Raw genomic sequence first — 24,183 nt, 5'->3', positions numbered from 1 at the left:
CTTGTCCTCGGCCCGCGACGATTGTCTTTAGGGCCGGAGCCTTACAGAGCGCGCAAGGGACAGGCGATGGCGGAACGCAAGTGCATCGGGGTGATCCTGGGGTCGATCCGCGAGGGGCGGATCAACGACCGGGTGGCCTTCTGGGTGATCCGCCAACTGGAAGGCCACGGCTTCGCCACGCGGATGATCGACCCCGCCGACCCCGACCTGCTGCCGGTGCAGATCGGCGATGCCGAGGCCATCGCACGGCTGCGGAAACGGATGGCGGATCTGGACGGCTTCGTCATCGTGACCCCTGAATACAACCATGCCGAACCGGGCCACCTCAAGACGCTGATCGACAGCGTGACCGCCGAATGGTGGGCGCGGCCGGTGGGGCTGATCGGCTATGGCGGCCTCTCGGGCGGGCTGCGCGCGGTCGAGGCGCTGCGGATCATCCTGGCGGAACTGCATACGGTCACGCTGCGCGACACGGTCAGCTTCGCCTCGCCCTGGCGGCGGTTCGACGAACTGGGCCATATCACCGATCCGAACGAGGCTGCGGCGGCCGAGGCGGCGATGGCGGTCTTTGCGCACCGGCTGGAATGGTGGGTCGAGGCGCTGGCCGATGCACGCCGCGCGCGCCCCTATCACCCCTGGGACGACGGCTGATGGACCGCCTACTGTCCGATCCGCGAAGCTGGGGGCTGATGCTGGCCGCGACGCTGACGGTGATGTCGAACGCGACGATCACTCCGTCCCTGCCGGGGCTGGAAGCCGCTTTCGCCGATGATCCGCTGGCGCCCACCATCACCCGGCTGCTGATCACCGCGCCGTCGCTGCTGGTCGCGGTGGTGGCGCCGCTGGCCGGGGTTCTGGCCGACCGGCTGGGCCGCCGCCGCCCGCTGCTGTGGGGGCTGGCGATCTATGCCGTCGCGGGAACCGCCGGGCTGTATCTGCCGACGCTGGAGGCGATCCTGGCCAGCCGCCTGGCGCTTGGCCTGGGGGTGGCGCTGATCATGACGGCGCAGGCGGCGCTTGTGGGCGATTACTTCGACGGCCCGGCGCGCGGGCGGCTGATGGGATACCAGATGGCCGCGACCAATGTCGGCGGGCTGGCCTTCGTGACCACCGCAGGGCTGCTGGCCGCCAGCGATCCCCGGCTGCCCTTTGCGATCTATGGCCTGGCCGTGCCGCTGTTGCCGCTGCTGTGGCGCATCCTGCCCGAACCGCACCGGCACGGATCCGCGCGCGGTCCCTCTGCCGCCCTGGAACTGCCCGCCGATCCCGGTTGGCGGATGGTCGCGGGGGTCATGGCGGGGGCCGCCGGGCTGACCTTCGTGATCTTCTATGCGGTTCCCACCCAACTGCCCTATCACCTGCGCGGGATCGGGCTGGAGGATCCGCGCCATGCGGGCACGGTGATGGGGGCGATGATGGCCTCGGCCGCGGTGATGTCGGTCATCTCGGGCCTGGTGCGGCTGGGCCGGATCGCCACGCCGGTGCTGGGCTATCTGATGCTGGCCCTGGGTTTCGCCGCGATCGCCCTGGCGCCTGGGCTGGCGGTGGCGATGGCGGGCGCGGCGCTGATCGGGGCGGGGCTTGGCTTCTGCATGCCCACCTTCATCACCACGGCGCTGAACGCGGCGCCCGCGCGCTATCGCGGGCTGGTGTCGGGGCTGATCACCTCGGCCATTTTCCTGGGGCAGTTCCTGTCGCCCCTGGCGTCGACGCCCCTTGTCGCCCATCTGGGCTATTCGGGGGCTTTCCTGACCGGGGCGGCGGGCTTCGGTCTGCTGGCCCTGGCCCTGGCCGCGATCTTGCGGCGGCAGGCCCCCGCGTTGCATGTGAAAAGGACTGCCGAATGACCGCGATCATCCAGATCGACAACCTGTCCAAGCAATATGACAGCGGCACCCGCGCGCTGAGCGATGTGTCGCTGGACATCCATGAAGGCGAGATCATCGCCCTGCTGGGACCGAACGGTGCGGGCAAGACGACGCTGATCTCGATCATCTGCGGGCTGGTGGTGCCGACCGGCGGCACGGTCCGCGTGGGCGGCCACGACATCCGCAGCGACTGGCGCGCGGCGCGCAGGCTGATCGGCCTGGTGCCCCAGGAAGTCGCGCTGGAGCCGTTCGAAACGGTGATCGCCTGCGTCCGCTTCACGCGCGGCCTCTATGGCGAAGGCCCGGACGAGGCCTATATCGAACAGGTGCTGCGCAGCCTGGCCCTGTGGGACAAGCGCGACGCCATGACCCGCGAATTGTCGGGCGGCATGAAGCGCCGCGTGCTGATCGCCAAGGCCCTGGCGCACCGGCCCAAGGTGCTGTTCCTGGACGAGCCCACGGCGGGCGTGGACGTGGCCCTGCGCCGCGAGATGTGGGAGGTCGTCGACCAGCTTCGCCGCGACGGCGTGACCATCATCCTGACCACCCATTACCTGGAAGAGGCCGAGGAAATGGCCGACCGCGTCGGCGTCATCAACAAGGGCCGGCTGCTGCTGGTCAAGCCCACGCACGAGTTGATGGGCGAATTCGGCAAGAAGACCCTGACCGTCGAACTGTCCGAGCCTTTGACCATGATCCCCGACGAACTGACCGGCCGGGGCCTGCGGCTGTCGCTGGACGGCCGGGCGCTGACCTATGAATACGACACGCGGGCGGAACGCACCGGCATCGCGCATCTGCTGGGCGATCTGGCCGCCCAGGGGATCCTGGTGCGCGACGTCTCGACCCGGCAGTCCAGCCTGGAAGAGGTGTTCATCGCCCTGGTCAGCGAACCCCGGCAAGAGGTGACAGCATGAGCGCGGTCAACTGGCCCGGCGTCTGGGCGATCTTCCACCACGAGATGACGCGCTTCTTCCGCACCGTCATGCAGTCGCTGCTGTCGCCGGTCCTGTCCACCGTGCTGTATTTCGTGGTCTTCGGCGCGGCCATCGGCGGGCGCATCCAGTCGGTCGAGGGCGTTGAATACGGCGCCTTCATCGTGCCGGGCCTGATGATGCTGACGATCCTTCAGCAATCGGTCAGCAATGCCAGCTTCGGCATCTATTTCCCGAAATTCAGCGGCACGATCTATGAATACCTGGTCTCGCCGGTCGGCTGGATCGAGGTGACGCTGGGTTTCGTCGGCGCCGCCGCCATGAAGGCCGTGCTGATCGCCCTGGTGATCCTGCTGACCAGTTTCTTCTTCGTGGGCGTCCATATCCTGCACCCGTTCTGGATGCTGACCTTTCTGGTGCTGACCGCCACCGGCTTCAGCCTGCTGGGCTTCATCATCGGGCTGTGGGCCAAGTCGTTCGAGCAGTTGCAGATCGTGCCGATGATGGTCATCACGCCCTTGGTGTTCCTGGGCGGCGCCTTCTATTCGTCCGACATGCTGCCGCCCTTCTGGGAGGCGGTGGCCAAGCTGAACCCGGTCCTCTATCTGGTGTCGGGCTTCCGCTGGTCGTTCTTCGGGCTGGCCGACGTGCCGGTCGGCGTGTCGCTGGTGGCCGTCAGCCTGATGATCCTGGCCTGCTGCCTTGCGATCCGCTGGATCTTCGCGACGGGCTGGCGGCTGCGGGAATGATCAGCCGCAGATCTTCGTCTGCGGGTCCAGCCGCACATAATCGCGCGCGGACAGGATCGTCATCGTCATCGACCGGTTCCAGCCGCCGAACCAGCGGTCGCGGATGCCGCCGCGATAGAAGCTGCCCATGATCTCGTCCACCAGGGGCGGGATGATCTGGGTGTTCGGAAGGCGCGGCGCGTGAAAGCCGATGCGCGCATCCGCCGCGAGGCAGGCGTTCGGCATCGTCGTCAGGATCGTGCAGGCCGACCGGCAATAGCCCCGGATCCGCACGGTCTTGCCGGATCGCGCCAGCCGTTCGCGCAATTGCACGGTCTGGATGACGTTGCCGCCGCGATGGTCGTTCACGTCGATGAAACGGCCGCGATCGACGATCTCGGCCTGGCTGGCGACGGGCAGGGCGGCCAGCAGGGCGGCGGCAAGGATCGTGACAAATCGGGTCATGCGCCCATCTTGCCGATTGGCCGGGGCCAAGGAAATCACGTTCCGGCGACGCCGCCGTCAGGCCGGGGCCGCCTGCTGCGCCATGGCCATGTCCGCCATGATCATCGACCCCAGGACCAGGGCCGCCACGATCCATCCGGCAATCTTTTCCAGGGGCTCATGGCCGGGGGGACGGGGCATCCTGAAAACCCCCGCGCAGGCCCGCTCGCGCGATTGTCAGGGGCGGGGCGTCTCGGCTCTTTTCCGGCGGCCCCGAATCGCCTATTTGCGGCGGATGCACATGAACCCGCCCGATCTGCGCCCCGACCTGGCCCGCGCCCGCATCCCCGCCGACAGCCTGGGGGAGCGGCGCGAAGGCCAGCCGACCATCGGCATGGTCAGCCTCGGCTGTCCCAAGGCGCTGGTGGACAGCGAGCGGATCCTGACCCGCCTGCGGGCCGAGGGCTATGCGATCAGCCCCGACTACAAGGGCGCCGACGCGGTGATCGTGAACACCTGCGGCTTCCTGGACAGTGCCAAGGCGGAATCGCTGGATGCCATCGGCGAGGCGCTGCGCGAAAACGGCAAGGTTCTGGTCACCGGTTGCCTAGGGGCGGAACCCGACTATATCACCGGCGCCCATCCCAAGGTTCTGGCCGTCACCGGCCCGCATCAATACGAGGCGGTGCTGGATGCCGTCCACCGGGCGGTGCCGCCGCAGCCCGATCCCTTCATCGACCTGCTGCCCGCATCGGGCGTCAGCCTGACGCCGCGCCATTACAGCTATCTGAAGATTTCGGAAGGCTGCAATCACAAGTGCAGGTTCTGCATCATCCCCGACATGCGCGGGCGTCTGGTCAGCCGCCCGGCCCATGCCGTCGTGCGAGAGGCCGAGAAGCTGGTCGCGGCCGGGGTGCGCGAACTGCTGGTCATTTCGCAGGATACCTCGGCCTATGGGGTGGATCGCAAGTTTGAAACCGAACGCGGCCACCGCGCCCATATCACCGACCTGGCCCGCGATCTGGGCGGGCTTGGGGCCTGGCTGCGGCTGCATTACGTCTATCCCTATCCGCATGTGCGCGACCTGATCCCGCTGATGGCGGATGGCCTGGTGCTGCCATATCTGGACATCCCCTTCCAGCACGCCCATCCCGACACGCTGCGCCGCATGGCCCGGCCTGCGGCGGCCGCGCGCACCCTGGACGAGATCGCCGCCTGGCGCGCCATCTGCCCCGACATCACCCTGCGATCCACCTTCATCGTGGGTTACCCCGGCGAGACCGAGGCCGAGTTCCAGACCCTGCTGGACTGGCTGGACGAGGCGCAACTGGATCGCGTCGGCGCCTTCCAATACGAAAACGTCAAGGGCGCGCGGGCCAACGACCTGCCCGACCATGTCGCACCCGAGGTCAAGCAGGACCGCTTCGACCGCTTCATGGAAAAGGCCCAGGCCATTTCCGAGGCCAAGCTGGCCGCCAAGGTGGGCCAGCGCCTTGAGGTGATCGTGGACAGCGTGGACGACCAGGGCGCCACCTGCCGCACCAGGGCCGATGCGCCGGAAATAGACGGCAACCTGTTCATCGACGAAGGGTTCGGAAAGCTCACCCCCGGCGATATCGTGACCGTGACGGTGGACGAGGCCGGCGAATACGATCTCTGGGGCCGTTTGTGACGCTTCGCAACCGGCTGCCCGCCTTCATCGCCGATCATTACGAGGTCCACGAATGGCGCCATGCCAGCGCCATCCTGGCCCATGACTTTCCCGACGAATGGCGCGACATCATCGACGTGCTGACCGCCTTCCGCCTGAAGCGCGAATGGATCGAGGTGGCGGGCGGCAACAAGTCGCGCGTGTCCGCCTTCATCGACGGGTTTCTGGAAACGCGCGGCTGGCGCGAACGGCAGTTCCGCACCGGCATCGTCGTCGATGACGCGCTGAAGGAAAGCCCCACCCACAAGGTCGATTGCTTCAAGCGCGGTATCGGGCTGGAGATCGAATGGAACAACAAGGATCCCTTTTACGACAGGGATCTCAACAACTTCCGCCTGCTGTTCGACCTGCGCGCGCTGTCCGTGGGCGTGATCGTCACCCGCGCGGACGAATTGCAGCAGATCTTCCGGCAGTTGGGGCGCGGGTCGTCCTATGGCGAATCCACCACGCATATGTCGAAGCTGCTGCCGCGAATTGAAGGTGGCGGCGGGGCGGGCTGTCCGCTATTGGTGTTCGGGATCACCAAAGCCCTTTACCTGGATACCGGAGGCCAGTCATGAGCAGCGCGTCTGACGACCTTCTGGCCACCGCGGGCGCGGTCAAGTTCGGCACCATCCTGGCCGATCCGCCCTGGCAGTTCCAGAACCGCACCGGCAAGATGGCCCCCGAACACAAGCGCCTGTCGCGCTATCCGACCATGGGCCTGGACGAGATCTGCGACCTGCCGGTCGAGGCCATCGCGGATGCCCGGTCACATCTCTACCTGTGGGTGCCCAACGCCCTGCTGCCCGAGGGGCTGAAGGTGATGGAGCACTGGGGTTTCAAATACAAATCCAACCTGATCTGGTACAAGGTCCGCAAGGATGGCGGCCCCGACCGGCGCGGCGTCGGCTTCTATTTCCGCAACGTGACCGAGATCCTGCTGTTCGGCGTGCGCGGCAAGGACGTGCGCACGCTGGATCCGGGCCGGACCCAGGAAAACATCATCGCCACGCAGAAGCGCGAACATTCGCGCAAGCCCGACGAACAATACGGCCTGATCGAGGCGTGCAGCTGGGGCCCGCGGCTGGAGATGTTCGCCCGCGGCCCGCGCAAGGGCTGGACCGTCTGGGGCAACCAGGCCGAGGAATACGAACCCGACTGGCCGACCTATTCCAACCACTCGCAAAGCAATGTCGTCAAGCTGCGCCAGGACTGAACCGGCGGAGGCGTTGGCCCCGATGATCACCACCAGCCCGGCCTTCGGTCCCCAGGGCCAGCCCCGGCAGGCCCCGCGCGCAGAGAACCCGGACAGGCTGGCTGGCGCAGATGCCGGGCCAGCATCCGATTTCCCGGCCGGGACGCGCTGACCTTTCACCCGGCCCCGCTTTCGCCTACATAGCACCCAAAGTTTGCAGGAGATTCCGATGGCGTCCTATCAGTTCGTCTACCACATGGACGGCGTGTCCAAGACCTATCCCGGCGGCAAGAAGGTGTTCGAGAACATCCACCTCAACTTCCTGCCGGGCGTCAAGATCGGTGTCGTCGGCGTGAACGGCGCGGGGAAATCGACGCTGCTCAAGGTGATGGCGGGGATCGACAAGGATTTCCAGGGCGAGGCCTGGGCCGCCAAGGGCGCGCGCGTGGGCTATCTGTCGCAGGAACCCTGGCTGGATCCGCAGCTGAACGTGCGCGGCAACGTCATGGAGGGCGTCAAGGCCAAGCAGGCCAAGCTGGACCGCTATAACGAACTGGCCATGAACTACTCGGACGAGACCGCCGAGGAGATGGCGCGGTTGCAGGACGAGATCGACGCCGAGAACCTGTGGGATCTGGACAACCAGGTCGACATCGCGATGGAGGCGCTGCGCTGCCCGCCGGACGATGCCGATGTGGAAACCCTGTCGGGGGGCGAGCGCCGCCGCGTGGCGCTGTGCAAGCTGCTGCTGGAAGCGCCCGACATGCTGCTGCTGGACGAGCCGACCAACCACCTGGACGCCGAAACCATCGCCTGGCTGCAAAAGCACCTGATCGACTACAAGGGCACGATCCTGACCGTGACCCACGACCGCTATTTCCTGGACGACATCACGTCCTGGATCCTGGAACTGGAACGCGGCCGCGGCCTGCCGCACGAGGGCAACTATTCGTCGTGGCTGGAGGCCAAGGCCAAGCGGGTCGCGCAGGAAGCGCGCGAGGACAAGGCCAAGCAGAAGGCCATGGAAAAGGAACTGGAATGGATCCGCGCCGGCGCCAAGGCCCGGCAGGCGAAATCCAAGGCCCGGATCTCGGCCTATAACAAGATGGCCGACGAATCGGTCAAGGAACTGGTCGGCAAGGCGCAGATCGTCATCCCGCACGGCCCCCGCCTGGGCGGCAAGGTGCTGGAGGTCGAGGGCCTGAAGAAGCACATGGGCGACAAGCTGCTGATCGAGGATCTGTCCTTCAGCCTGCCGCCCGGCGGCATCATCGGCGTGATCGGCCCGAACGGCGCGGGCAAGTCGACCCTGTTCAAGATGATCACCGGGCAAGAGGCGCCCGACGAAGGCACCATCACCATCGGCGAGACGGTGAAGATGTCCTATGTCGACCAGTCGCGCGACAGCCTGGACCCGGAAAAGACCGTGTGGGAAGAGATCTCGGGCGGGGCCGAGGTGATCGAGCTGGGCGACGCGCAGGTCAACAGCCGCAACTATGTGGGGTCGTTCAACTTCAAGGGCGGCGACCAGCAGAAAAAGGTGGGCCTGCTGTCGGGCGGCGAACGCAACCGCGTCCACATGGCCAAGCTGCTGAAATCCGGCGGCAACCTGCTGCTGCTGGACGAACCGACCAACGACCTGGACGTGGAGACGCTGCAAGCCCTGGAAACGGCCATCGAGAATTTCGCCGGCTGCGCGATCATCATCTCGCACGACCGGTTCTTCCTGGACCGGCTCTGCACGCATATCCTGGCCTTTGAAGGCGATGCGCATGTCGAGTTCTTCGAGGGGAACTTCGAGGATTACGAGAAGGACAAGGTGCGGCGGCTGGGGCCGGATTCGATCGAGCCGAAGCGGGTGAAGTATAAGAAGTTCACGCGGTGAGACAGCGGCAGGATGCGTGAAATCGCGCGCCCGGCCAATTGCGGCTCAGCAGGCCGAACTTCTTTCCGCCGCTGATCCTTAGAAAGACACGCAACGCCTTTCGGCGTTGCGCATCCGTCAAGCATTCACCGGCGGCTTGCCGGGGCAGTTGGCCAGCACCACCGGGCCGGTGGCCGACGCCTCGGGCGCGGTGATGGGGGCGGCAAGGACCGGGCCCGCCAGCAGGCAGGCGGTCAAAGTGACAAGGGAAAGTCTTTTCATCGGTGGTCCTTTCCTGTTGGGACGGCCAAGCCTGACCCGAATCGCTGCTGGCACAAACACACAGCCGCGTTACCGGATCTTGCCCTTCCAGCAGGCAGGGCGATTAAAGCGGGATCCTCGCGCGCGCCGTCATGCCCAATCCCAGGGCCGGGTGAATTCCCCCAGCTTCGCCCTGACGGCGCTTTCGTCCACGCCGTTCTCGCGGGCAAGCCGCGCCACCAGGCCGCGCTTCTTGTCCTCGACCACCTCGGCGACATGGGTGCCGGTGCCGGACAGGGCCGCGTCGTAGACGCGCTTGATGGCCAGGCGGCGCAGGTCGGGCTTGAAGATCTTGCCCACGGCGGTCTTGGGGAGTTCGGGCAGGATCTCGATATGCTTGGGGATGGCGGCGCGTTCGTGGATGTGCGCCTTGGCGTGGTCCAGCAGGTCGGATTCCGTCACCGAGGCGCCCGCCACCAGTTCCACATAGACGCAGGGCAGTTCGCCCGCGAAGCTGTCGGGCTGGCCGATGGCGCCCGCGAAGGCCACGGCGGGATGGGACAGCAACGCCTCTTCGATCTCGGCGGGGTCGATGTTGTGGCCGCCGCGGATGATCAGATCCTTGGCCCGCCCGGTGATCCACAGATAGCCGTCCGGATCCAGCCGCCCCAGGTCGCCGGTGCGCAGATAGATGTCCTCGGCGAACAGGTGGTGGTTCTTGTCGGACTCGGTATAGGTCGATCCGGGAAAGACGCCGGGATTGGCGACGCAGATCTCTCCGACCACATCAGTGGGGCATTCGTGGACGCGGCCGCCGTCGTCATGCTTCAGGATGCGGACATGGGTATAGGGCAGGGGGATGCCCACCGAGCCGACCTTCTTGACGCCGTCCACCGGGTTGCAACTGACCAGGCAGGTGGCCTCGGTCAGGCCATAGCCTTCGGCGATCTCGACCCCGGTGGCGGATTTGAAGCGGTTGTAAAGCTCGATCGGCAGCGGGGCAGAGCCCGAGATCGCGGTTCTCAGCGAACTGACATCGGCATTGACCGGGCGCTGCATCAGCACGGAAATGGCGGTCGGCACGGTGATCAGGAAGGTCGCCTGCCAGCGTTCGATCAGCTTCCAGAAATTGTCGAAGACGCCCTCACCCCGGTATCCGGCGGGGGTCGGCATCACCACATGCGCGCCCGAGGCGATGCAGGACATCAGCACCGGATAGGCCGCGAAGACGTGGAACATCGGCAGCGGGCACATCAGCACGTCGGTTTCGTCGAACAGCAGCGTGCCGCCCAGCCAGCCGTTATAGATCATGCCGGAATACTTGTGCTGCGCGATCTTGGGCGTGCCGGTGGTCCCGCCGGTATGGAAGAAGGCCGCCACGCGGTCCTGCTGCACATCCTCGAAATCCAGGCGGGTGTGCTTCTCGGCACTGGTCGCGGCCTCGAAATTCAGCATCCTGGCCTTGTGGCGGCGCTTCACGCGCGGGCGGATCAGCGGCACGATCCAGCGTTTGAGGCCGCGCAGGTGGCGGTTCAGGTCGATCTCGATCACATGGGTGACGCCGGGGGCCTGGGCCACGGCCTCGGCGGCCTTCTGCGCGACATCGGTTTTCGGGAAGGCGCGCAGCGTCACCAGCACCTTGGCGCGGGTTTCACGCAGGATGCCCGCGATCTGCTGGGCGTCCAGCAGCGGGTTGATGGGATTGACGATCCCCGCCGTCGCGCCCGCCAGCAGGACCACCGGGGTTTCGATGCTGTTGGGCAGCAGATAGGCCACCGTATCGGTCGGGCCGACGCCCAGCTTGCGCAGCAGGTTGGCGGTTTCCGTCACGCGTTCCAGCAATTCGCGCCAGGTCAGGGTCGTGGCATGGTCGCCCGCACCGGACAGAAGCTGGAAGCTGATCGCGGGCCGGTCGGGAAAGCGTTCGGCGGTGCGGGTCAGAAAGCCATAGATCGTGACCGGCAGATCCCGCGCCTGATACGGCATCTCCGCTTCCAGCGCGTTGCGGTCGTCATAGCTGATGAAACGGGTCATCCATCCTCCCCCCAAGTCCTGGGATCACCCTCCTGATCCCGCTTTTGCATACCATGGTCCATGGGCGGGAAAGGCGGCAAGAGGCTTGGCGCCCCGCTGTGTCGGGACGCGGCGTCAGGACACAGCCGACGCCGCGTCAGGGGCCTCAGCCCTGCGGGATGCGCAGGGTCTGGCCGGGATAGATCTTGTCGGGATCGGTCAGCATGGGCCGGTTCGCCTCGAAGATGGCGTTGTATTTGCTGGCATTGCCCAGATAGGCCTTGGCGATGGCCGACAGCGTCTCGCCCTTCTTGACGGTGTGGAAGACGGGCGCCTGCCCGGCCTCGACCCCCGCCCCCGCATCGGGCAGATCGGCCTCGACCTTGGCGATGCCCTCGATATTGCCGACGGCCAGCACCAGCTTTTCCAGAGTCTCCCTGTCGGCGCCCTTGCTGTCGATCCTGACGGTGTCGCCGCGCAGGGTCAGGTGCACGTCGTCCTTGTCCAGGTTCAGCGTGCGCAGTTCCGCCTTGAGCGCCGCGACCTTGCGGGTCGTGTCGGGATCCTGGGCGGGCTTTCCGGCTGCGGCTTCGGGCTGAGAAGTGGGCCTTGCTTCGGCGGCTTCGGCCTTGCCGAAGACCGACTTTCCGGCGTCCTTGACGAAATCCCAGATGGCCATGCTGCGTCCTTTCAAGCATGTTACGGAACGATTTGAATAAAAAACGCGGGCATTATGCAAGCGTTCCATCCGGTCATTCCGCGCTCGGGAACCCGTATGTCAATCGTGCATTGTTAATTCATTCATAATTTCACCCGCAGGGTGCGCATCGCTTCGAAAGGTGAAAGCCAATGACACGTCTTCCCCTGCTTCCCGCCGTCGTCCTGTGCGGTGCCATCCTGACCGGCTGCGCGCAAACCGCGTCCGATGCCCGCAGCGGCGATCCGCACGCCATGCAGCTGATGGCTGCGGGCGCGGCGACCTGCCTGGCCACCACGCCCGGCCAGAACGAACAGGGCGCGGCGGCCACCAATACCCTGCGCCGCAGCGCCGGCCTGCCCCCCGTGCGGCCCAGCCCGGTCCTGGCGCAGGTCGCCGCCCGGCACGCCTGCGACATGGCGCAGCGCGGTCGCATGACGCATCTGGGCAGCAAGACGACCGGGCCGGGACCTCGCGTCAAGGCGGCGGGCTATGCGCCCTCGATCACGGCCGAGAACATCGCCGCGGGGCCGTTTCCGCAAGGCCGGGTGCTTGCCGAATGGAACGGGTCTGCCGGACACCGGGCCAATATCCTGATCCCGCAGGTCCGCGACTATGGCATCGGCCAGGCCATCGGGCCGGACGGCAAGACGCGGTTCTGGGCGGCCATCTATGCCGCGCCCCGATAGGCGGGCCGCCGGTCAGGCGGGTTCCGGCAGGCTGGGCGTGTCCATGAACTGCATCCGCGCCAGCCGGGCGTAAAGCCCGCCCTCGGCCACCAGGGCGTCATGGGTGCCTTGGGCCACGATCCGGCCGCCGTCGAAGACCACGATGCGGTCGGCCTTCTTCACCGTGGCCAGCCTGTGCGCCACGACGACCGTGGTGCGGCCTTCCGACAGACGGTTGACGGCCGCCTGGACCAGCGATTCGGATTCCGCGTCCAGGGCGCTTGTCGCCTCGTCCAGCAGCAGGACCGGGGCGTCGCGCAGGATCGCGCGGGCGATGGCGATGCGCTGGCGCTGGCCGCCCGACAGCATGACGCCGCGTTCGCCCAGCGGCGTGTCGTATCCCTGCGGCAGGGTGCTGATGAAGTCATGGGCATGGGCGGCGCGAGCCGCGGCCTGGACTTCGGAAGGCGAGGCGTCGGGGCGGCCCAGGCGGATGTTGTCCAGGGCCGTCGCCGCGAAGATCACCGGATCCTGCGGAACCAGGGCGATCGCCTGCCGGAAATCGGCGCGCGCCATGTCGCGCAGGTCGATGCCGTCCAGCGTGACGCGGCCCGACTGCGGATCCCAGAACCGCTGGATCAACTGGATCACGGTCGTCTTGCCCGCGCCGGACGGGCCGACCAGGGCCACCGTCTCGCCGGGCTGGATGGCCAGGCTGACCCCCTCTAGGGCCGAGACGTCGGGCCGGGTGGGATAGTGGAAGCCGACTCCCTCCAGGGTGATCCGGCCGCGCACCGGGCGGGGCAGGGGAACCGGTCGGGCGGGATCGGTCAGCGCGTCCTCGGCCGCCAGCAACTCGCCCAGCCGTTCGGTGGCGCCCGCCGCGCGCTGCAGCTCGCCCCAGATCTCGGACAGGGCGCCGGTCGATCCGGCCACCAGGATCGCATAGATCACGAACTGCACCAGCTGCCCGGCGGTCATCGCCCCGGTCTGGACGTCGCGCGCGCCGATCCACAACACGCCGATCACGCCCGCGAAGATCAGGAAGATCACGATGGCCGTCATCAGCGCCCGCGTGCGGATCCGCGTCAGCGCCACGTCGAAGGACCGTTCGGTCACCTCGTCGAAGCGCGCGATGCTGCGGCCCTCATGCGTATAGGCCTGCACCGTCTGCGCGGCCAGCAGCGTCTCGGACGCGGCGCCGGAGGACGCGGCGATCCAGTCCTGGGCCTTGCGCGACAGCCCGCGCAACCGGCGGCCCAGCACGATGATCGGCACCAGGATCACCGGGATCATCAGCAGGACCAGCCCCATCAGCTTCAGCGAGGTGAAGGCCAGCATCGCCATGCCGCCGGCCAGGATGATCATGTTGCGCAGCGCGATGGACAGCGACGACCCGATCACCGACTGGATCAGCGTGGTGTCGGTGGTGATGCGCGACAGGATCTCTCCGGTCATCACGCGTTCGAAAAAGGCCGGGGACAGGGTGATGACGCGCGCGAAGACCGCCTTGCGGATGTCGGCCACGACCCGTTCGCCCAGGCGGGTGACAAAGTAATACCGCGCCGCCGTGCCCAGGGCCAGCAGCGCCACGATGATCAGCGCGGCGCCGAAATATTCGTCCAGCAGCCCCGCGCCATCGTCGAAATTGTCCACCACGCGGCGCGCGGCCAGCGGCAGGATCAGGCTGATCGCCGAGGTCGCGGCCAGCGCGAACAGCGCCAGCACCACCTGCACGCGATAGGGCCGCAGGAACGGCCACAGCGCGCCCAGGGCGCCCACCCGCCTGCTGGAGGGCCGGTCGGAAATGATCGTCGTGCCGCGTGCCATGTCTGCCTTGTCCGGAAGCTGCGCCCCCTGCGTTTAGGGGCTGGCGGCGGTCAGGACAAGCGCGGGGCGCCGGGGATCAGACTTCCGTCCGCAAGCTGATCGGCGATCCGGTCCACCGCCAGGGCCAGCTTTTCGTCGATGACATGCAGGTATTGCGTCCAGTCCGACAGGTGCTGCAACTCGGCCGCGCCGTCGGAAATGCCGCGCAATCCGATCAGCGGCACCCCGAAATGCTGGGCCGCGCGCAGATGGGCGAAGGTTTCCATGTCCACCATGTCCTCGGCCACGGCGTCATAGGCGGGGCCGCTGAGGATATTCGCCCCGGTGGACAGCGTCGCCGTGGCGATCCCGTCGATGTGGTGGGGCAAATCGACGCGGACCGGCAGGGCCAGGAACGGCGTCCGCCCCTTTTCGAATCCCAGGGCCGAGGCGTCCATGTCGCGATAGGCGACCGCCGTGGCCTGATAGACCTCGGCCTGTTCCAGCCGCGCCGACCCGGCCGATCCCAGCGACACGATCAGCCGGGGCAGGGCGGGCATCGCGGCCAGGGCGGCGGTCAGCTGCACCGCGCCCTCGACCGGGCCGATGCCGGTGATCAGCGGGTCGATCCGGGCGCGCAGGGCCGGGCCGTATTCGGCCTTGGCCGCCATCACGAACAGGACGGGAATGTCCGCGATCAGGGTGGGGGTCTTGGTCATGGAACCTCTCGCGCTGTCGGGGCAGGGGTGGCACAGGCGGCGGCGGGCGGTCAAGCATTGGGTCTTGCGGGGCGGCGGCCAACCGTGGCAAGGGCGCGCCATGGGCAAGGTCAGCGATCTTTATCGGCAGCGCGTGGCAGAGGGTCGGATCCGCCCCGACGCCGCGCAGCAATCGGTCCTGCCGCATCTGGACCGGGTGGTGGACGACATCGCCGCCGCGCCGGTCCCGGAAAGGCGGTCGGCCTGGCGGGTCTTCCTGGGCGTCGGCAGCCCGCCGCCCGCGCCCGCCGCCCGCGGGCTGTATCTGTGGGGCGGCGTCGGGCGCGGCAAGTCGATGCTGATGGACCTGATGGCCGAGGCCGCGCCGGTTCCCGTGCGGCGCGTGCATTTCCACGAATTCATGCAGGAGATCCAGGCCGGGCTGAACCGCGCCCGCCTGCGCGGCGACCAGGACACCGTGCGCCCCGTCGCCATGGAGGTCGCGGCCAGGGTCCGGCTGCTGTGCTTTGACGAGATGCAGATCACCGACATCGCCAACGCGATGATCGTCGGGCGGCTGTTTCAGGTGCTGCTGGAACAGGGGGTGGTGATCGTCACCACCTCGAACCGGGTGCCCGAGGATCTGTACAAGCATGGGCTGAACCGGCAGTTGTTCCTGCCCTTCATCGACCTGATCCGCCAGCGGCTGGAGGTCGTGTGCCTGGACAGCCAGGTCGATCACCGGCAGGGCAGGACGACGGGCGGGCAGGTGTGGTTCTGCCCCGCCGATGCCGCCGCCAAGGCCGCCATGGACGGGGTCTGGGACGACCTGACCGGGGGCGAGGGCGCGCCGCGCCGGATCGAGGTCGGCGGGCGCGGCTTTGATCTGCCGCTGTTCGCGGATGGCGTCGGGCGGGCCGGTTTCTGGGATCTGTGCGGCAAGCCGCTGGGACCGGCGGATTACCTGGCCCTGTCGCGCGCGGTTCGGGTGCTGATGATCGACGGCATCCCGCGCCTGTCGGCGTCGAACTACAACGAGGCCAAGCGCTTCGTCACGCTGATCGACGCGCTCTATGAGGCGAAGGTGCGGCTGATCGCCAGCGGCGCCGACCAGCCCGAGCAGTTGTATAACGAGGGCGAAGGCAGCTTCGAATTCGAGCGCACCGCCAGCCGGTTGCGGGAAATGCAGGACGCGGATTGGGGGCAACAGGCGGACTGACCGCCTCTCGCCGGATCAGCCGTTCTCGCGCAGCACCCGGCCCGCCAGATACAGCGATCCGCAGATCAGGATCCGCGCCTTGGGGTCGCGGCCCGCGATCGCCGCGATCGCCGTCCCCGCATCCGCCGCCACCCCCGAGATCATGCCCACGCTGGCCGCCACCCCCGCCGTTGTCTCGGCCGGCAGAGTGTTCGGTTCACCCGGAATGTCGATGGCGGTGAGGGAACAGGCATGGGGCGCCAGCGGCCGCAGATAGCCCGCGATGTCCTTGGTGTTCAGCATCCCGCAGACCAGATGCGTCGGGCGGGGCGGCATGGCGGCAAGGGTCGCGGCCAGGGCCTCGCCCCCTGCCGGGTTATGGCCGCCGTCCAGCCAGAGTTCGGCCTGCGGGCCTGCCAGATCGACCAGGGGGCCGTGGCGCAACCGCTGCATCCGGGCGGGCCATTCGGCCTGCGTGACCGCCGCGCGGGCCTGGGCGTCGGTCGCGCCCAACTGGCGCAGCGCGGCAAGGGCGGTGCCCGCGTTCTGGATCTGGTGCGGGCCGATCAGGTTCGGCAGCGGCAGATCCCACAGCCCGTGATCGTCCTGATAGACCATGCCGCCGCGTTCGGGTGCGGCCATCCAGTGCTGGCCCTGGGCCAGGACCGGCGCCGTCAGGCCCAGGGCTTTCGCCTCGATCACCCGCAGGGCCTCGTCCTGCTGCGGGCCGACGATCACCGGCACGCCGCGCTTGATGATGCCCGCCTTTTCGGCGGCGATCAGCGGCAGGGTGTCGCCCAGATATTGCGTATGGTCGATGCTGACCGGGGTGATGACCGTCAGGCGGGGTGCGTCGATCACGTTCGTCGCATCCAGCCTGCCGCCCAGCCCGACCTCCAGCAGGGTATGGTCGGCGGGTCTGCGCGAGAAGGCCAGGAAGGCCGCCGCCGTGGTGATCTCGAAGAAGGTGATCGGCTGGCCGGCATTCGCGGCCTCGCATTCCTCCAGCGTCACGGCGAGGTCGGCTTCGGCGATCAGGTCGCCCGCCAGGCGGATGCGTTCGTGGAACCGCGCCAGATGCGGCGAGGTATAGGCATGGACCCGCGCCCCCCCGGCCTGAAGCCCGGCGCGGATCATCGCCTGGGTGCTGCCCTTGCCGTTGGTGCCTGCGATATGGATCACCGGTGGGATGCGGCGTTCGGGGTTGCCCAATGCCGCAAGCAGGCGGTGCATCCGGTCCAGCGACAGGTCGATGACCTTGGGATGCAGCGCCATCAGGCGGTCGAGGATGGCGTCGGAATGGCTCATGCGGCACAAGCCGGGGGCTGTCTGCCCCCGGACCCCCGAGGATATTTGCGTGAAAAAGAAGCCTAGTCGGCCTGTGCCGGTTCGGGTCGGGCGGGTTCCGGCGCGGGCGCCGGCAGGGCGGCGCGGGTCGGCGCGGGCATCCGGCCGACCATCCGCAGGATCGAGATCAGCTCGTCGCGCAGATGCTTGCGATGCGTCACCCGATCCAGCATCCCGTGTTCCAGCAGGTATTCGGCCCGCTGGAAGCCCTCGGGCAGCTTTTCGCGGATGGTCTGTTCGATGACGCGGGGTCCGGCGAAGCAGATCAGGGCGTTGGGTTCGGCGATCTGGATGTCGCCCAGCATCGCATAGCTGGCGGTGACGCCGCCGGTGGTCGGATGGGTCAGCACGACGATATAGGGCAGCCCGGCTTCGCGCAGCATTTCCACCGCCACCGTGGTGCGGGGCATCTGCATCAGCGACAGGATGCCTTCCTGCATCCGCGCGCCGCCTGCGGCCGAGAACAGCACCAGCGGGCGTTTCGTCTTGACCGCCCGTTCGGCGGCGGCGACGAGGGCGTTGCCGACATACATGCCCATCGACCCGCCCATGAAGCTGAAATCCTGGGCGGCGGCGATGATCGGGGTGCGGCCGATCTCGCCCTCGGCGACCAGCATCGCCTCTTTCTCGCCGGTGGCCTTTTGCGCGGCCTTCATGCGGTCGGGGTATTTCTTCTGGTCGCGGAAGCCCAGCGGGTCGGCGATCGGTTCGGGCACCTTCACGTCCAGGAAGGCGCCGCCGTCGAACAGCGCCGTGAAGCGGTCGCGCGGGCTGATCGCCAGGTGGTGGCCGCAATTCGTGCAGACGTTCAGGTTGTCCGACAATTCGCGGTGGAACAGCATCGTCCCGCATTCGGGGCATTTTGTCCACAGGTTCTCGGGCACCTCGCGGCGCGAGAACAGCGAATTGATGCGCGGACGGACATAGTTGGTGATCCAGTTCATTCGCGGGCGGCCCCTGCTGCTTTCAAGTCCCCGAGATAGGCCGCGACGGGGGGAATTGCAATTGCCGTGGCGCGCGGGAATGATGCGCGGCATGTGGGCCTCGTTTCTTGTCATCCTTCACACGACGGTCACACTGGCCCTGATCGCGCGGGTGCTGATCCGTCCGCGGCTGGACCCGTCGGTGCGGCTGGCCTGGATCATGGTGATCGAGGCGGTGCCCTTGGTCGGCATCCTGGCCTATGTCCTGTTCGGAGAGGTGCGGATGAACCAGGCCGAGGTCCAGCGCATGGCCGACGTGCGCGACCGGCTGACCAACCTGCGCGTCCCCAACCCCGCCGTCATCGCCGAGCCGCCCGATTACGCCCAGCCGGTGGTCGCGGCCAATGCGGCCGTGGGCGGCATGTCGGCGCTGTCGGGCAACCGCATCCACCTGCTGGACGAGGGCGACGAGGCCATCGACCGGATGATCGACGCCATCGACCGGGCCAGGGATCACGTCCATATCCTGTTCTATATCTGGCTGCCCGACCATTCGGGCGGCAAGGTCGCCGAGGCCGTGGCCCGCGCCGCGCAGCGCGGCGTGGAATGCCGGGTGATCGTCGACGCGCTCGGCTCGCGTTTGCTGGCCCGGTCGGCGCTGTGGACGCGGATGCAGGACGCGGGCGCCGAATGCGTCACCGCCTTTCCCTGGGGGCTGCCCTTCATCAGCGTGCTGTTCCGCAGGCTGGATCTGCGCAACCACCGCAAGATCCTGGTCGTGGACAACAGCGTCGCCTTTTCGGGCAGCCGCAACTGCGCCGACATGGCCTTTGCCATCAAGCCGCGCTTCGCGCCCTGGGTCGATATCCTGATGTCGGTCGAAGGCCCCGTCGTGCGGCAGTTCCAGTCGGTCTTTCTGGGCGACTGGATGAGCTATACCGGCAAGGATCTGGGCGACATGCTGCAACCCGTGGCACCGGTCGCCGATCCCGGAGAGGTCGCGCAGGTCATCCCCACCGGGCCGGACCGGCGGCAGGGGTCGATTTCCGACTGCCTGGCGGGGATGCTGCACGCGGCGCGCGACCGGGTGGTGATCACCACGCCCTATTACGTGCCCGACGTGGCGCTGGATGCCGCGATCCGCGCCGCCGCCCGGCGCGGGGTCGAGGTGACGATGATCCTGCCCGCCCGCAACGATTCCCTGGTCGTCGGCGCGACCAGCCAGGGCTTCTATTACGGTCTGCTGTCGGCGGGCGCGCGGATCATGCTGTTCCAGGACGGGTTGCTGCATTCCAAGATCCTGACGGTCGACGGCCGCATGGGCATGGTCGGCAGCGCCAACCTGGACCGCCGCAGCTTCGAGCTGAACTATGAGGTGAACATGGCGGTGTTCGACCGGGAATTCGTGGCGGAACTGGACGCGCGGCAGGACAGCTATGCCGAGCGCGCGCGCGAGATCACGCTGGACGAGGTCCGCAACTGGTCGGTCCTGCGCCGGCTGCGCAACAACCTGCTGGCGCTGGCCTCGCCATTGCTGTGAGGAGGGGACATGGATACCGACAAGATAACGGCACGGCTGGAATCCCTGGACGGCTGGCAGCTTTCGCCGGACGGCCGGGCGATCATCCGGCGCTTCGATTTCAAGGGCTTCGCCAAGGCGGTCGAGATGGCGAACCTGGCCGCCTGGCTTGGCAACAAGCGCGGCCATCACCCCGACGTGGCCTTCGGCTGGGGCTATTGCCAGGTGTCGTTTACCACCCATGACGCGGGCGGGCTGACCGAGGCGGATTTGGCCGCCGCCGCCCATCTGGACGCCCTGGTCGGATAGGGGATCTGCCGCCAGATGGACCTGAGGGGGATGGACCGCCCCCGGACCGGCCGGGCGCGGCTTCTGCATCGGTCGTTGTCGCGGTTCCGACGACCTGCGGGCCGGGGCCGCGCAGCCGCGCGCCGAACGGCATCTGCTGAAACGCTGGCGGCTGGCGGCGGACGGCCGCGCGGCAGTCACCCGGCTGTCACGCTTTCTTGCGAAAAGCCGGGGTCGTGGCTATATCGGCCCTTTCTCTTTCGACCCCAAAGGTTCCCGCATGGCCGTGATGCAGACGCCCTTCTACCTGATCGACACGTCCGCGTTGCGCCGCAACATGGAAAAGGTCGCGCATCTTCGCGAGGCGTCGGGGGCCAAGGCTCTGCTGGCGCTGAAGTGCTTTGCCACCTGGTCGGTCTTCGATCTGATGCGCGACTACATGGACGGCACGACCTCGTCGTCCTTGTTCGAACTGCGCCTGGGGCACGAGGAGTTCGGCAAGGAGACCCATGCCTATTCCGTCGCCTGGGCCGATCACGAGATCGACGAGGCGATTTCCTATGCCGACAAGATCATCTTCAACAGCCTGTCGCAGCTTGACCGTTTCGGCGACAAGGCAGCCGGGATCGCGCGCGGCCTGCGGCTGAACCCGCGCTTTTCGACCAGCGGCTTCGATCTGGCCGACCCCGCGCGGCCCTTCAGCCGCCTGGGCGAATGGGATCTGCCGCGCCTTGAGGCGGCCCTGGACCGCATCAGCGGCGTGATGATCCACTATAACTGCGAGAACCGCGATTTCGACCTGTTCGACCAGCAACTGACCCGGATCGAGACCGAATTCGGCGCCATCCTCAAGCGCCTGGACTGGGTCAGCCTGGGTGGCGGCATCCATTTCACCGGCGAGGGCTATCCGATCGACCGCCTCGCCGACCGGCTGAAGGCCTTCCAGGACCGCTTCGGCGTCCAGGCGTTCCTTGAACCGGGCGAGGCCAGCATCACCGGCACCACCACGCTGGAGGTCAGCGTGCTGGACATCATCGACAACGGCAAGCAGGTGGCCATCGTCGACAGCAGCATCGAGGCGCATATGCTGGACCTGCTGATCTATCGCGAAACCGCCAAGCTGCCGCAGACGGGCGATCACGCATACCAGATCGCGGGCAAGACCTGCCTTGCGGGCGACATCTTCGGCGAGGCGCACTTCGACCGCCCGCTGGCTGTCGGCGACCGCATCAGCATCGCCGACGCGGCGGGCTATACGATGGTCAAGAAGAACTGGTTCAACGGCGTCGCCATGCCCGCCATCGCCATCCGGGAAGAGGACGGGGCCATCCGCACCGTCCGCAGCTTCCCCTATGAAGACTACAAGTCCAGCCTCTCGTAAGGCACCCTCTCTGCAACCCCGGAAAGGATCCGCAATTGGCCAAGAAGAACGTCCTGATCATCGGCGCGGGTGGCGTCGCCCAAGTCGTGGCGCACAAGGTGGCGCAATCGGCCGCCGAATTCGGCGCCCTGCATATCGCCAACCGCACGCAATCCAAGGCTGATGCGATCATCCAGACCCTGCGCGACAAGGGCCACCGGATGCCCTTTGCCAGCCATGCCCTGGACGCGATGGATCCTGCCGCGGTCGAGGCGCTGATCCGGCAACTGGACGCCGGGATCGTCATCAATGTCGGGACGGCCTTCATCAACATGACCGTGCTGGAAGGCTGCATCCGCGCGGGCGCCGCCTATATCGACACGGCCATCCACGAGGATCCCGCCAAGATCTGCGAAACGCCGCCCTGGTATGGCAATTACGAATGGACCCGGCGCGAGGATGTGGCCAGGGCCGGGATCACCGCGATCCTGGGCGCGGGCTTCGATCCGGGCGTGGTCAACGCCTATGCCCGTCTGGCCGAGGACGAGTATTTCGACAGGATCGACAGCATCGACATCGTGGACATCAACGCGGGCTCTCACGGCCGCTGGTTCGCCACGAATTTCGACCCCGAGATCAATTTCCGCGAATTTACCGGCACCGTCTATTCCTGGCAGGGCGGCGAATGGCGCGAGAACAGGATGTTCGAGATCGGCCGCGAATGGGATCTGCCGGTCGTCGGCAAGCAGAAAGCCTATCTGTCCGGCCATGACGAGGTGCACAGCCTGTCGGCCCGCTACAAGGATGCCGATGTGCGGTTCTGGATGGGTTTCGGGGACCATTATATCAACGTCTTCACCGTCTTGCAGAACCTGGGCCTGCTGTCCGAACAGCCGGTCAAGACCGCCGAGGGGCTGGAGGTCGTGCCGCTGAAGGTGGTCAAGGCGGTGCTGCCCGATCCGGCCAGCCTTGCGCCCGATTACACCGGCAAGACCTGCATCGGCGATCTGGTCAAGGGCAGCCTGGACGGCAAGCCGGGCGAGGTCTTCATCTATAACGTCGCTGACCACAAGCAGGCCTTCGAAGAGGTCGGGTCGCAAGGCATCAGCTATACGGCGGGCGTGCCCCCGGTCGCGGCGGCGGTCCTGGTCGCGCGCGGCACCTGGGACGTGAAGACGATGGTCAATGTCGAGGATCTGCCCGCCCGGCCCTTCCTGGAACTGCTGGGCCGGATGGGCCTGCCCACCCGCGTCATCGACGCGACGGGCGATCACCCGATCTGAGCCGCCCGCGACGCGGCAGTCCCGCGCCATTCTCACGGCACTCCTGCGGCATTCCCACCGCCTTCCCGCAGCGGCCCGGAACGACTGGGCCGTCGCTTGCGTTCGGCGCCGTGACAAGTGCGTGGGGGCGCGGGGATCATGGCCGAGAAATTCAGCTTTCCGCGTTTCCGATCCGACAGCAGCGGCGCCAGCGAGCGCGCGGCCAACTGGGCCGTCATCGGCATCTTCCTGATCATGGCCTTCGCCGCCATCGCCGCCGGGCGCGATTTCCTGATGCCGGTCACGCTGGCGGCGCTGCTGTTCTTCGTGTTCACGCCGCTGCGCCGCCTCGCCCGCCGCAGGGGCGTCCCCGACGCGCTGACCGCCACCGCCGTCAGCCTGGGGCTGGTGGTCGCCGTCGCCCTGGTCGCCCTGGGGGCCAGCGGGCCGATCAACCAGGCGGCGCGGAACCTGCCCACGATCAAGATCCAGCTTGAGGAAAAATTCACCGACCTGCGCGAATCCTTCGCGGAACTTCAGCAGGCGGCGGAAGAGATCGAGAATGTCCAGGCAGGCGGCGAGGACCAGCAGGCCGTCATCGCGGTCGAACAGAACGGCGACAGCCCGCTGACCTCCTTGATGAAATTCACCCCCGCCATCGCGGGCCAGGTGGTCTTCACGCTGTTTCTGCTGTTCTTCATGCTGGCCTCGGGCGATCTGCTGTATCTCAAGATCGTGCAAAGCTTCGATTCCATGGCGGAAAAGCGCAGCGCCTATCTGGCCCTGCGCCAGATCGAGGATTCGCTGGGCAATTACCTGGGCGCCATCACCATCATCAATGCCGGGCTGGGGCTGGCCGTGGGGCTGGCGATGTTCGCCTGGGGGCTGCCCGGCGCGCTGCTGTTCGGGATCGGCGCCTTCATCCTGAACTTCATCCCCTATCTGGGGGCGATCACGGGCGTCGTCACCTCGGGCGTCGTCGCCCTGGTGGTGATGCCGGGGATCTTCTGGCCGCTGATGGTCGCGGGCAGCTATATGCTGCTGACCGCGCTGGAGGGGCAGGTGATCACGCCCTATTTCGTGTCGCGACGCTTGCAGATGAACACGGTGGTGGTGTTCCTGGCGGTGGCGCTGTGGGCTTGGCTGTGGTCGGTGATCGGCATGATCATCGCCGTTCCGGTCCTGGTCGTGCTGCGCGTGCTGGCGGACTATGTCCCCGGATGGGAGAAATTCGGCAACTTCCTGGCAGGTGAAGACCCCCCCGCCATCGAGGACGAGGACGAAGAGGAAGCCCGCGACATCATCGAGGTCGGCAGCGGGGCCGAGGACGAACCCGCAGCCCGCGAAGCCACCGCCGAGGTGGTGCCCGATGTGGTGGTCGAGGGGGATGCCAAGCCCTGACCCTGACGCCGC

24 protein-coding genes are annotated in these 24,183 nt (G+C 67.2%); 15 read left to right on the top strand and 9 right to left on the bottom strand.

Going from position 1 to position 24,183, the window contains the following annotated elements; genetic code table 11:
- Positions 1-66 precede the first annotated feature (66 nt).
- The 4 genes from PXD02_RS14350 to PXD02_RS14335 are packed head-to-tail and all read left to right on the top strand — an operon-like array spanning position 67 to position 3,552.
- Positions 67-651, top strand: coding sequence for an NADPH-dependent FMN reductase (locus PXD02_RS14350; RefSeq protein ID WP_275104514.1), 585 nt, complete (start codon positions 67-69; stop codon positions 649-651).
- Complete coding sequence (locus PXD02_RS14345; RefSeq protein WP_275104513.1) at positions 651-1,847, top strand: MFS transporter; 1,197 nt, start codon at positions 651-653, stop codon at positions 1,845-1,847. The genes PXD02_RS14350 and PXD02_RS14345 overlap by 1 nt, the downstream gene beginning before the upstream one ends.
- Positions 1,844-2,785 (top strand): ABC transporter ATP-binding protein, encoded by a 942-nt coding sequence (locus PXD02_RS14340; RefSeq protein ID WP_275104512.1) that lies wholly within the window; start codon positions 1,844-1,846, stop codon positions 2,783-2,785. The genes PXD02_RS14345 and PXD02_RS14340 overlap by 4 nt, the downstream gene beginning before the upstream one ends.
- Positions 2,782-3,552 (top strand): ABC transporter permease, encoded by a 771-nt coding sequence (locus PXD02_RS14335; RefSeq protein WP_275104511.1) that lies wholly within the window; start codon positions 2,782-2,784, stop codon positions 3,550-3,552. The genes PXD02_RS14340 and PXD02_RS14335 overlap by 4 nt, the downstream gene beginning before the upstream one ends.
- Here the strand turns inward: PXD02_RS14335 and PXD02_RS14330 are convergent, their stop codons facing one another.
- A complete protein-coding gene (locus tag PXD02_RS14330) occupies positions 3,553-3,996 on the bottom strand; it encodes a hypothetical protein (protein WP_275104510.1) in 444 nt (147 codons plus the stop codon). It lies immediately after the preceding gene.
- Between the two features lie 57 nt (positions 3,997-4,053).
- Positions 4,054-4,176 carry a hypothetical protein gene (locus PXD02_RS14325; protein WP_275104509.1) on the bottom strand — a complete coding sequence of 41 codons (123 nt, stop codon included), beginning with the start codon at positions 4,174-4,176 and terminating at the stop codon, positions 4,054-4,056.
- Between the two features lie 94 nt (positions 4,177-4,270).
- Between PXD02_RS14325 and rimO the strand changes: the two genes are divergently transcribed.
- The 4 genes from rimO (at position 4,271) to ettA (ending at position 8,748) form a co-directional block, all read left to right on the top strand.
- Positions 4,271-5,647 carry a 30S ribosomal protein S12 methylthiotransferase RimO gene (rimO, locus tag PXD02_RS14320; RefSeq protein ID WP_275106442.1) on the top strand — a complete coding sequence of 459 codons (1,377 nt, stop codon included), beginning with the start codon at positions 4,271-4,273 and terminating at the stop codon, positions 5,645-5,647.
- The gene (locus PXD02_RS14315; protein WP_275104508.1) at positions 5,644-6,246 is read left to right on the top strand and encodes a BglII/BstYI family type II restriction endonuclease; all 603 of its coding nucleotides are present in this window, start codon (positions 5,644-5,646) and stop codon (positions 6,244-6,246) included. The genes rimO and PXD02_RS14315 overlap by 4 nt, the downstream gene beginning before the upstream one ends.
- Positions 6,243-6,884, top strand: a complete 642-nt coding sequence (locus tag PXD02_RS14310; protein ID WP_275104507.1) for an MT-A70 family methyltransferase — start codon at positions 6,243-6,245, stop codon at positions 6,882-6,884. Before PXD02_RS14315 ends, PXD02_RS14310 begins: the two co-directional genes overlap by 4 nt.
- A gap of 208 nt (positions 6,885-7,092) precedes the next feature.
- Positions 7,093-8,748 carry an energy-dependent translational throttle protein EttA gene (gene ettA, locus PXD02_RS14305; RefSeq protein WP_275104506.1) on the top strand — a complete coding sequence of 552 codons (1,656 nt, stop codon included), beginning with the start codon at positions 7,093-7,095 and terminating at the stop codon, positions 8,746-8,748.
- 117 nt (positions 8,749-8,865) lie between these two features.
- Here the strand turns inward: ettA and PXD02_RS14300 are convergent, their stop codons facing one another.
- The 3 genes from PXD02_RS14300 to lysM form a co-directional block, all read right to left on the bottom strand.
- Complete coding sequence (locus PXD02_RS14300; RefSeq protein ID WP_275104505.1) at positions 8,866-9,009, bottom strand: hypothetical protein; 144 nt, start codon at positions 9,007-9,009, stop codon at positions 8,866-8,868.
- A 129-nt stretch (positions 9,010-9,138) separates the two neighbouring features.
- The gene (locus PXD02_RS14295; protein WP_275104504.1) at positions 9,139-11,022 is read right to left on the bottom strand and encodes an acyl-CoA synthetase; all 1,884 of its coding nucleotides are present in this window, start codon (positions 11,020-11,022) and stop codon (positions 9,139-9,141) included.
- Positions 11,023-11,167: 145 nt separating this feature from the next.
- Entirely contained in the window at positions 11,168-11,680 is a 513-nt protein-coding gene (gene lysM / locus PXD02_RS14290) for a peptidoglycan-binding protein LysM (RefSeq protein WP_275104503.1), read from the bottom strand.
- Positions 11,681-11,850: 170 nt separating this feature from the next.
- Between lysM and PXD02_RS14285 the strand changes: the two genes are divergently transcribed.
- Positions 11,851-12,387 (top strand): CAP domain-containing protein, encoded by a 537-nt coding sequence (locus tag PXD02_RS14285; RefSeq protein WP_275104502.1) that lies wholly within the window; start codon positions 11,851-11,853, stop codon positions 12,385-12,387.
- Positions 12,388-12,399: 12 nt separating this feature from the next.
- On the opposite strand, the gene PXD02_RS14280 is transcribed toward PXD02_RS14285, so the two are convergent.
- Both PXD02_RS14280 and PXD02_RS14275 read right to left on the bottom strand, forming a co-directional pair.
- Entirely contained in the window at positions 12,400-14,196 is a 1,797-nt protein-coding gene (locus PXD02_RS14280; RefSeq protein WP_275104501.1) for an ABC transporter transmembrane domain-containing protein, read from the bottom strand.
- A 50-nt stretch (positions 14,197-14,246) separates the two neighbouring features.
- A complete protein-coding gene (locus PXD02_RS14275; RefSeq protein WP_275104500.1) occupies positions 14,247-14,894 on the bottom strand; it encodes a 5'-methylthioadenosine/S-adenosylhomocysteine nucleosidase in 648 nt (215 codons plus the stop codon).
- A 100-nt stretch (positions 14,895-14,994) separates the two neighbouring features.
- Between PXD02_RS14275 and zapE the strand changes: the two genes are divergently transcribed.
- Positions 14,995-16,092 (top strand): cell division protein ZapE, encoded by a 1,098-nt coding sequence (gene zapE, locus PXD02_RS14270; RefSeq protein ID WP_275104499.1) that lies wholly within the window; start codon positions 14,995-14,997, stop codon positions 16,090-16,092.
- 15 nt (positions 16,093-16,107) lie between these two features.
- Here zapE and PXD02_RS14265 read toward each other — a convergent pair whose 3' ends face one another.
- Complete coding sequence (locus PXD02_RS14265) at positions 16,108-17,379, bottom strand: bifunctional folylpolyglutamate synthase/dihydrofolate synthase (RefSeq protein WP_275104498.1); 1,272 nt, start codon at positions 17,377-17,379, stop codon at positions 16,108-16,110.
- 62 nt (positions 17,380-17,441) lie between these two features.
- Complete coding sequence (gene accD / locus PXD02_RS14260) at positions 17,442-18,362, bottom strand: acetyl-CoA carboxylase, carboxyltransferase subunit beta (protein WP_275104497.1); 921 nt, start codon at positions 18,360-18,362, stop codon at positions 17,442-17,444.
- Between the two features lie 91 nt (positions 18,363-18,453).
- On the opposite strand from accD, the gene cls reads away from it, so the two are divergent.
- The 5 genes from cls to PXD02_RS14235 all read left to right on the top strand — a co-directional run bounded on the left by cls (position 18,454) and on the right by PXD02_RS14235 (position 24,171).
- The gene (cls, locus tag PXD02_RS14255; RefSeq protein ID WP_275104496.1) at positions 18,454-19,881 is read left to right on the top strand and encodes a cardiolipin synthase; all 1,428 of its coding nucleotides are present in this window, start codon (positions 18,454-18,456) and stop codon (positions 19,879-19,881) included.
- A gap of 9 nt (positions 19,882-19,890) precedes the next feature.
- The gene (locus PXD02_RS14250; protein WP_275104495.1) at positions 19,891-20,169 is read left to right on the top strand and encodes a 4a-hydroxytetrahydrobiopterin dehydratase; all 279 of its coding nucleotides are present in this window, start codon (positions 19,891-19,893) and stop codon (positions 20,167-20,169) included.
- Between the two features lie 259 nt (positions 20,170-20,428).
- Positions 20,429-21,529, top strand: coding sequence for a carboxynorspermidine decarboxylase (gene nspC, locus PXD02_RS14245; protein ID WP_275104494.1), 1,101 nt, complete (start codon positions 20,429-20,431; stop codon positions 21,527-21,529).
- A 35-nt stretch (positions 21,530-21,564) separates the two neighbouring features.
- Complete coding sequence (locus tag PXD02_RS14240; RefSeq protein ID WP_275104493.1) at positions 21,565-22,791, top strand: saccharopine dehydrogenase family protein; 1,227 nt, start codon at positions 21,565-21,567, stop codon at positions 22,789-22,791.
- 138 nt (positions 22,792-22,929) lie between these two features.
- Positions 22,930-24,171: an AI-2E family transporter gene (locus PXD02_RS14235; protein ID WP_275104492.1), complete on the top strand. Its 1,242-nt coding sequence runs from the start codon at positions 22,930-22,932 to the stop codon at positions 24,169-24,171.
- The last annotated feature ends 12 nt before the right edge of the window (positions 24,172-24,183 follow it).

This window comes from Paracoccus sp. S3-43 (genome assembly GCF_029027965.1).
In the GTDB taxonomy this organism is placed as follows: Bacteria; Pseudomonadota; Alphaproteobacteria; order Rhodobacterales; family Rhodobacteraceae; genus Paracoccus.
This window is presented reverse-complemented; position numbering and strand designations above follow the sequence as displayed.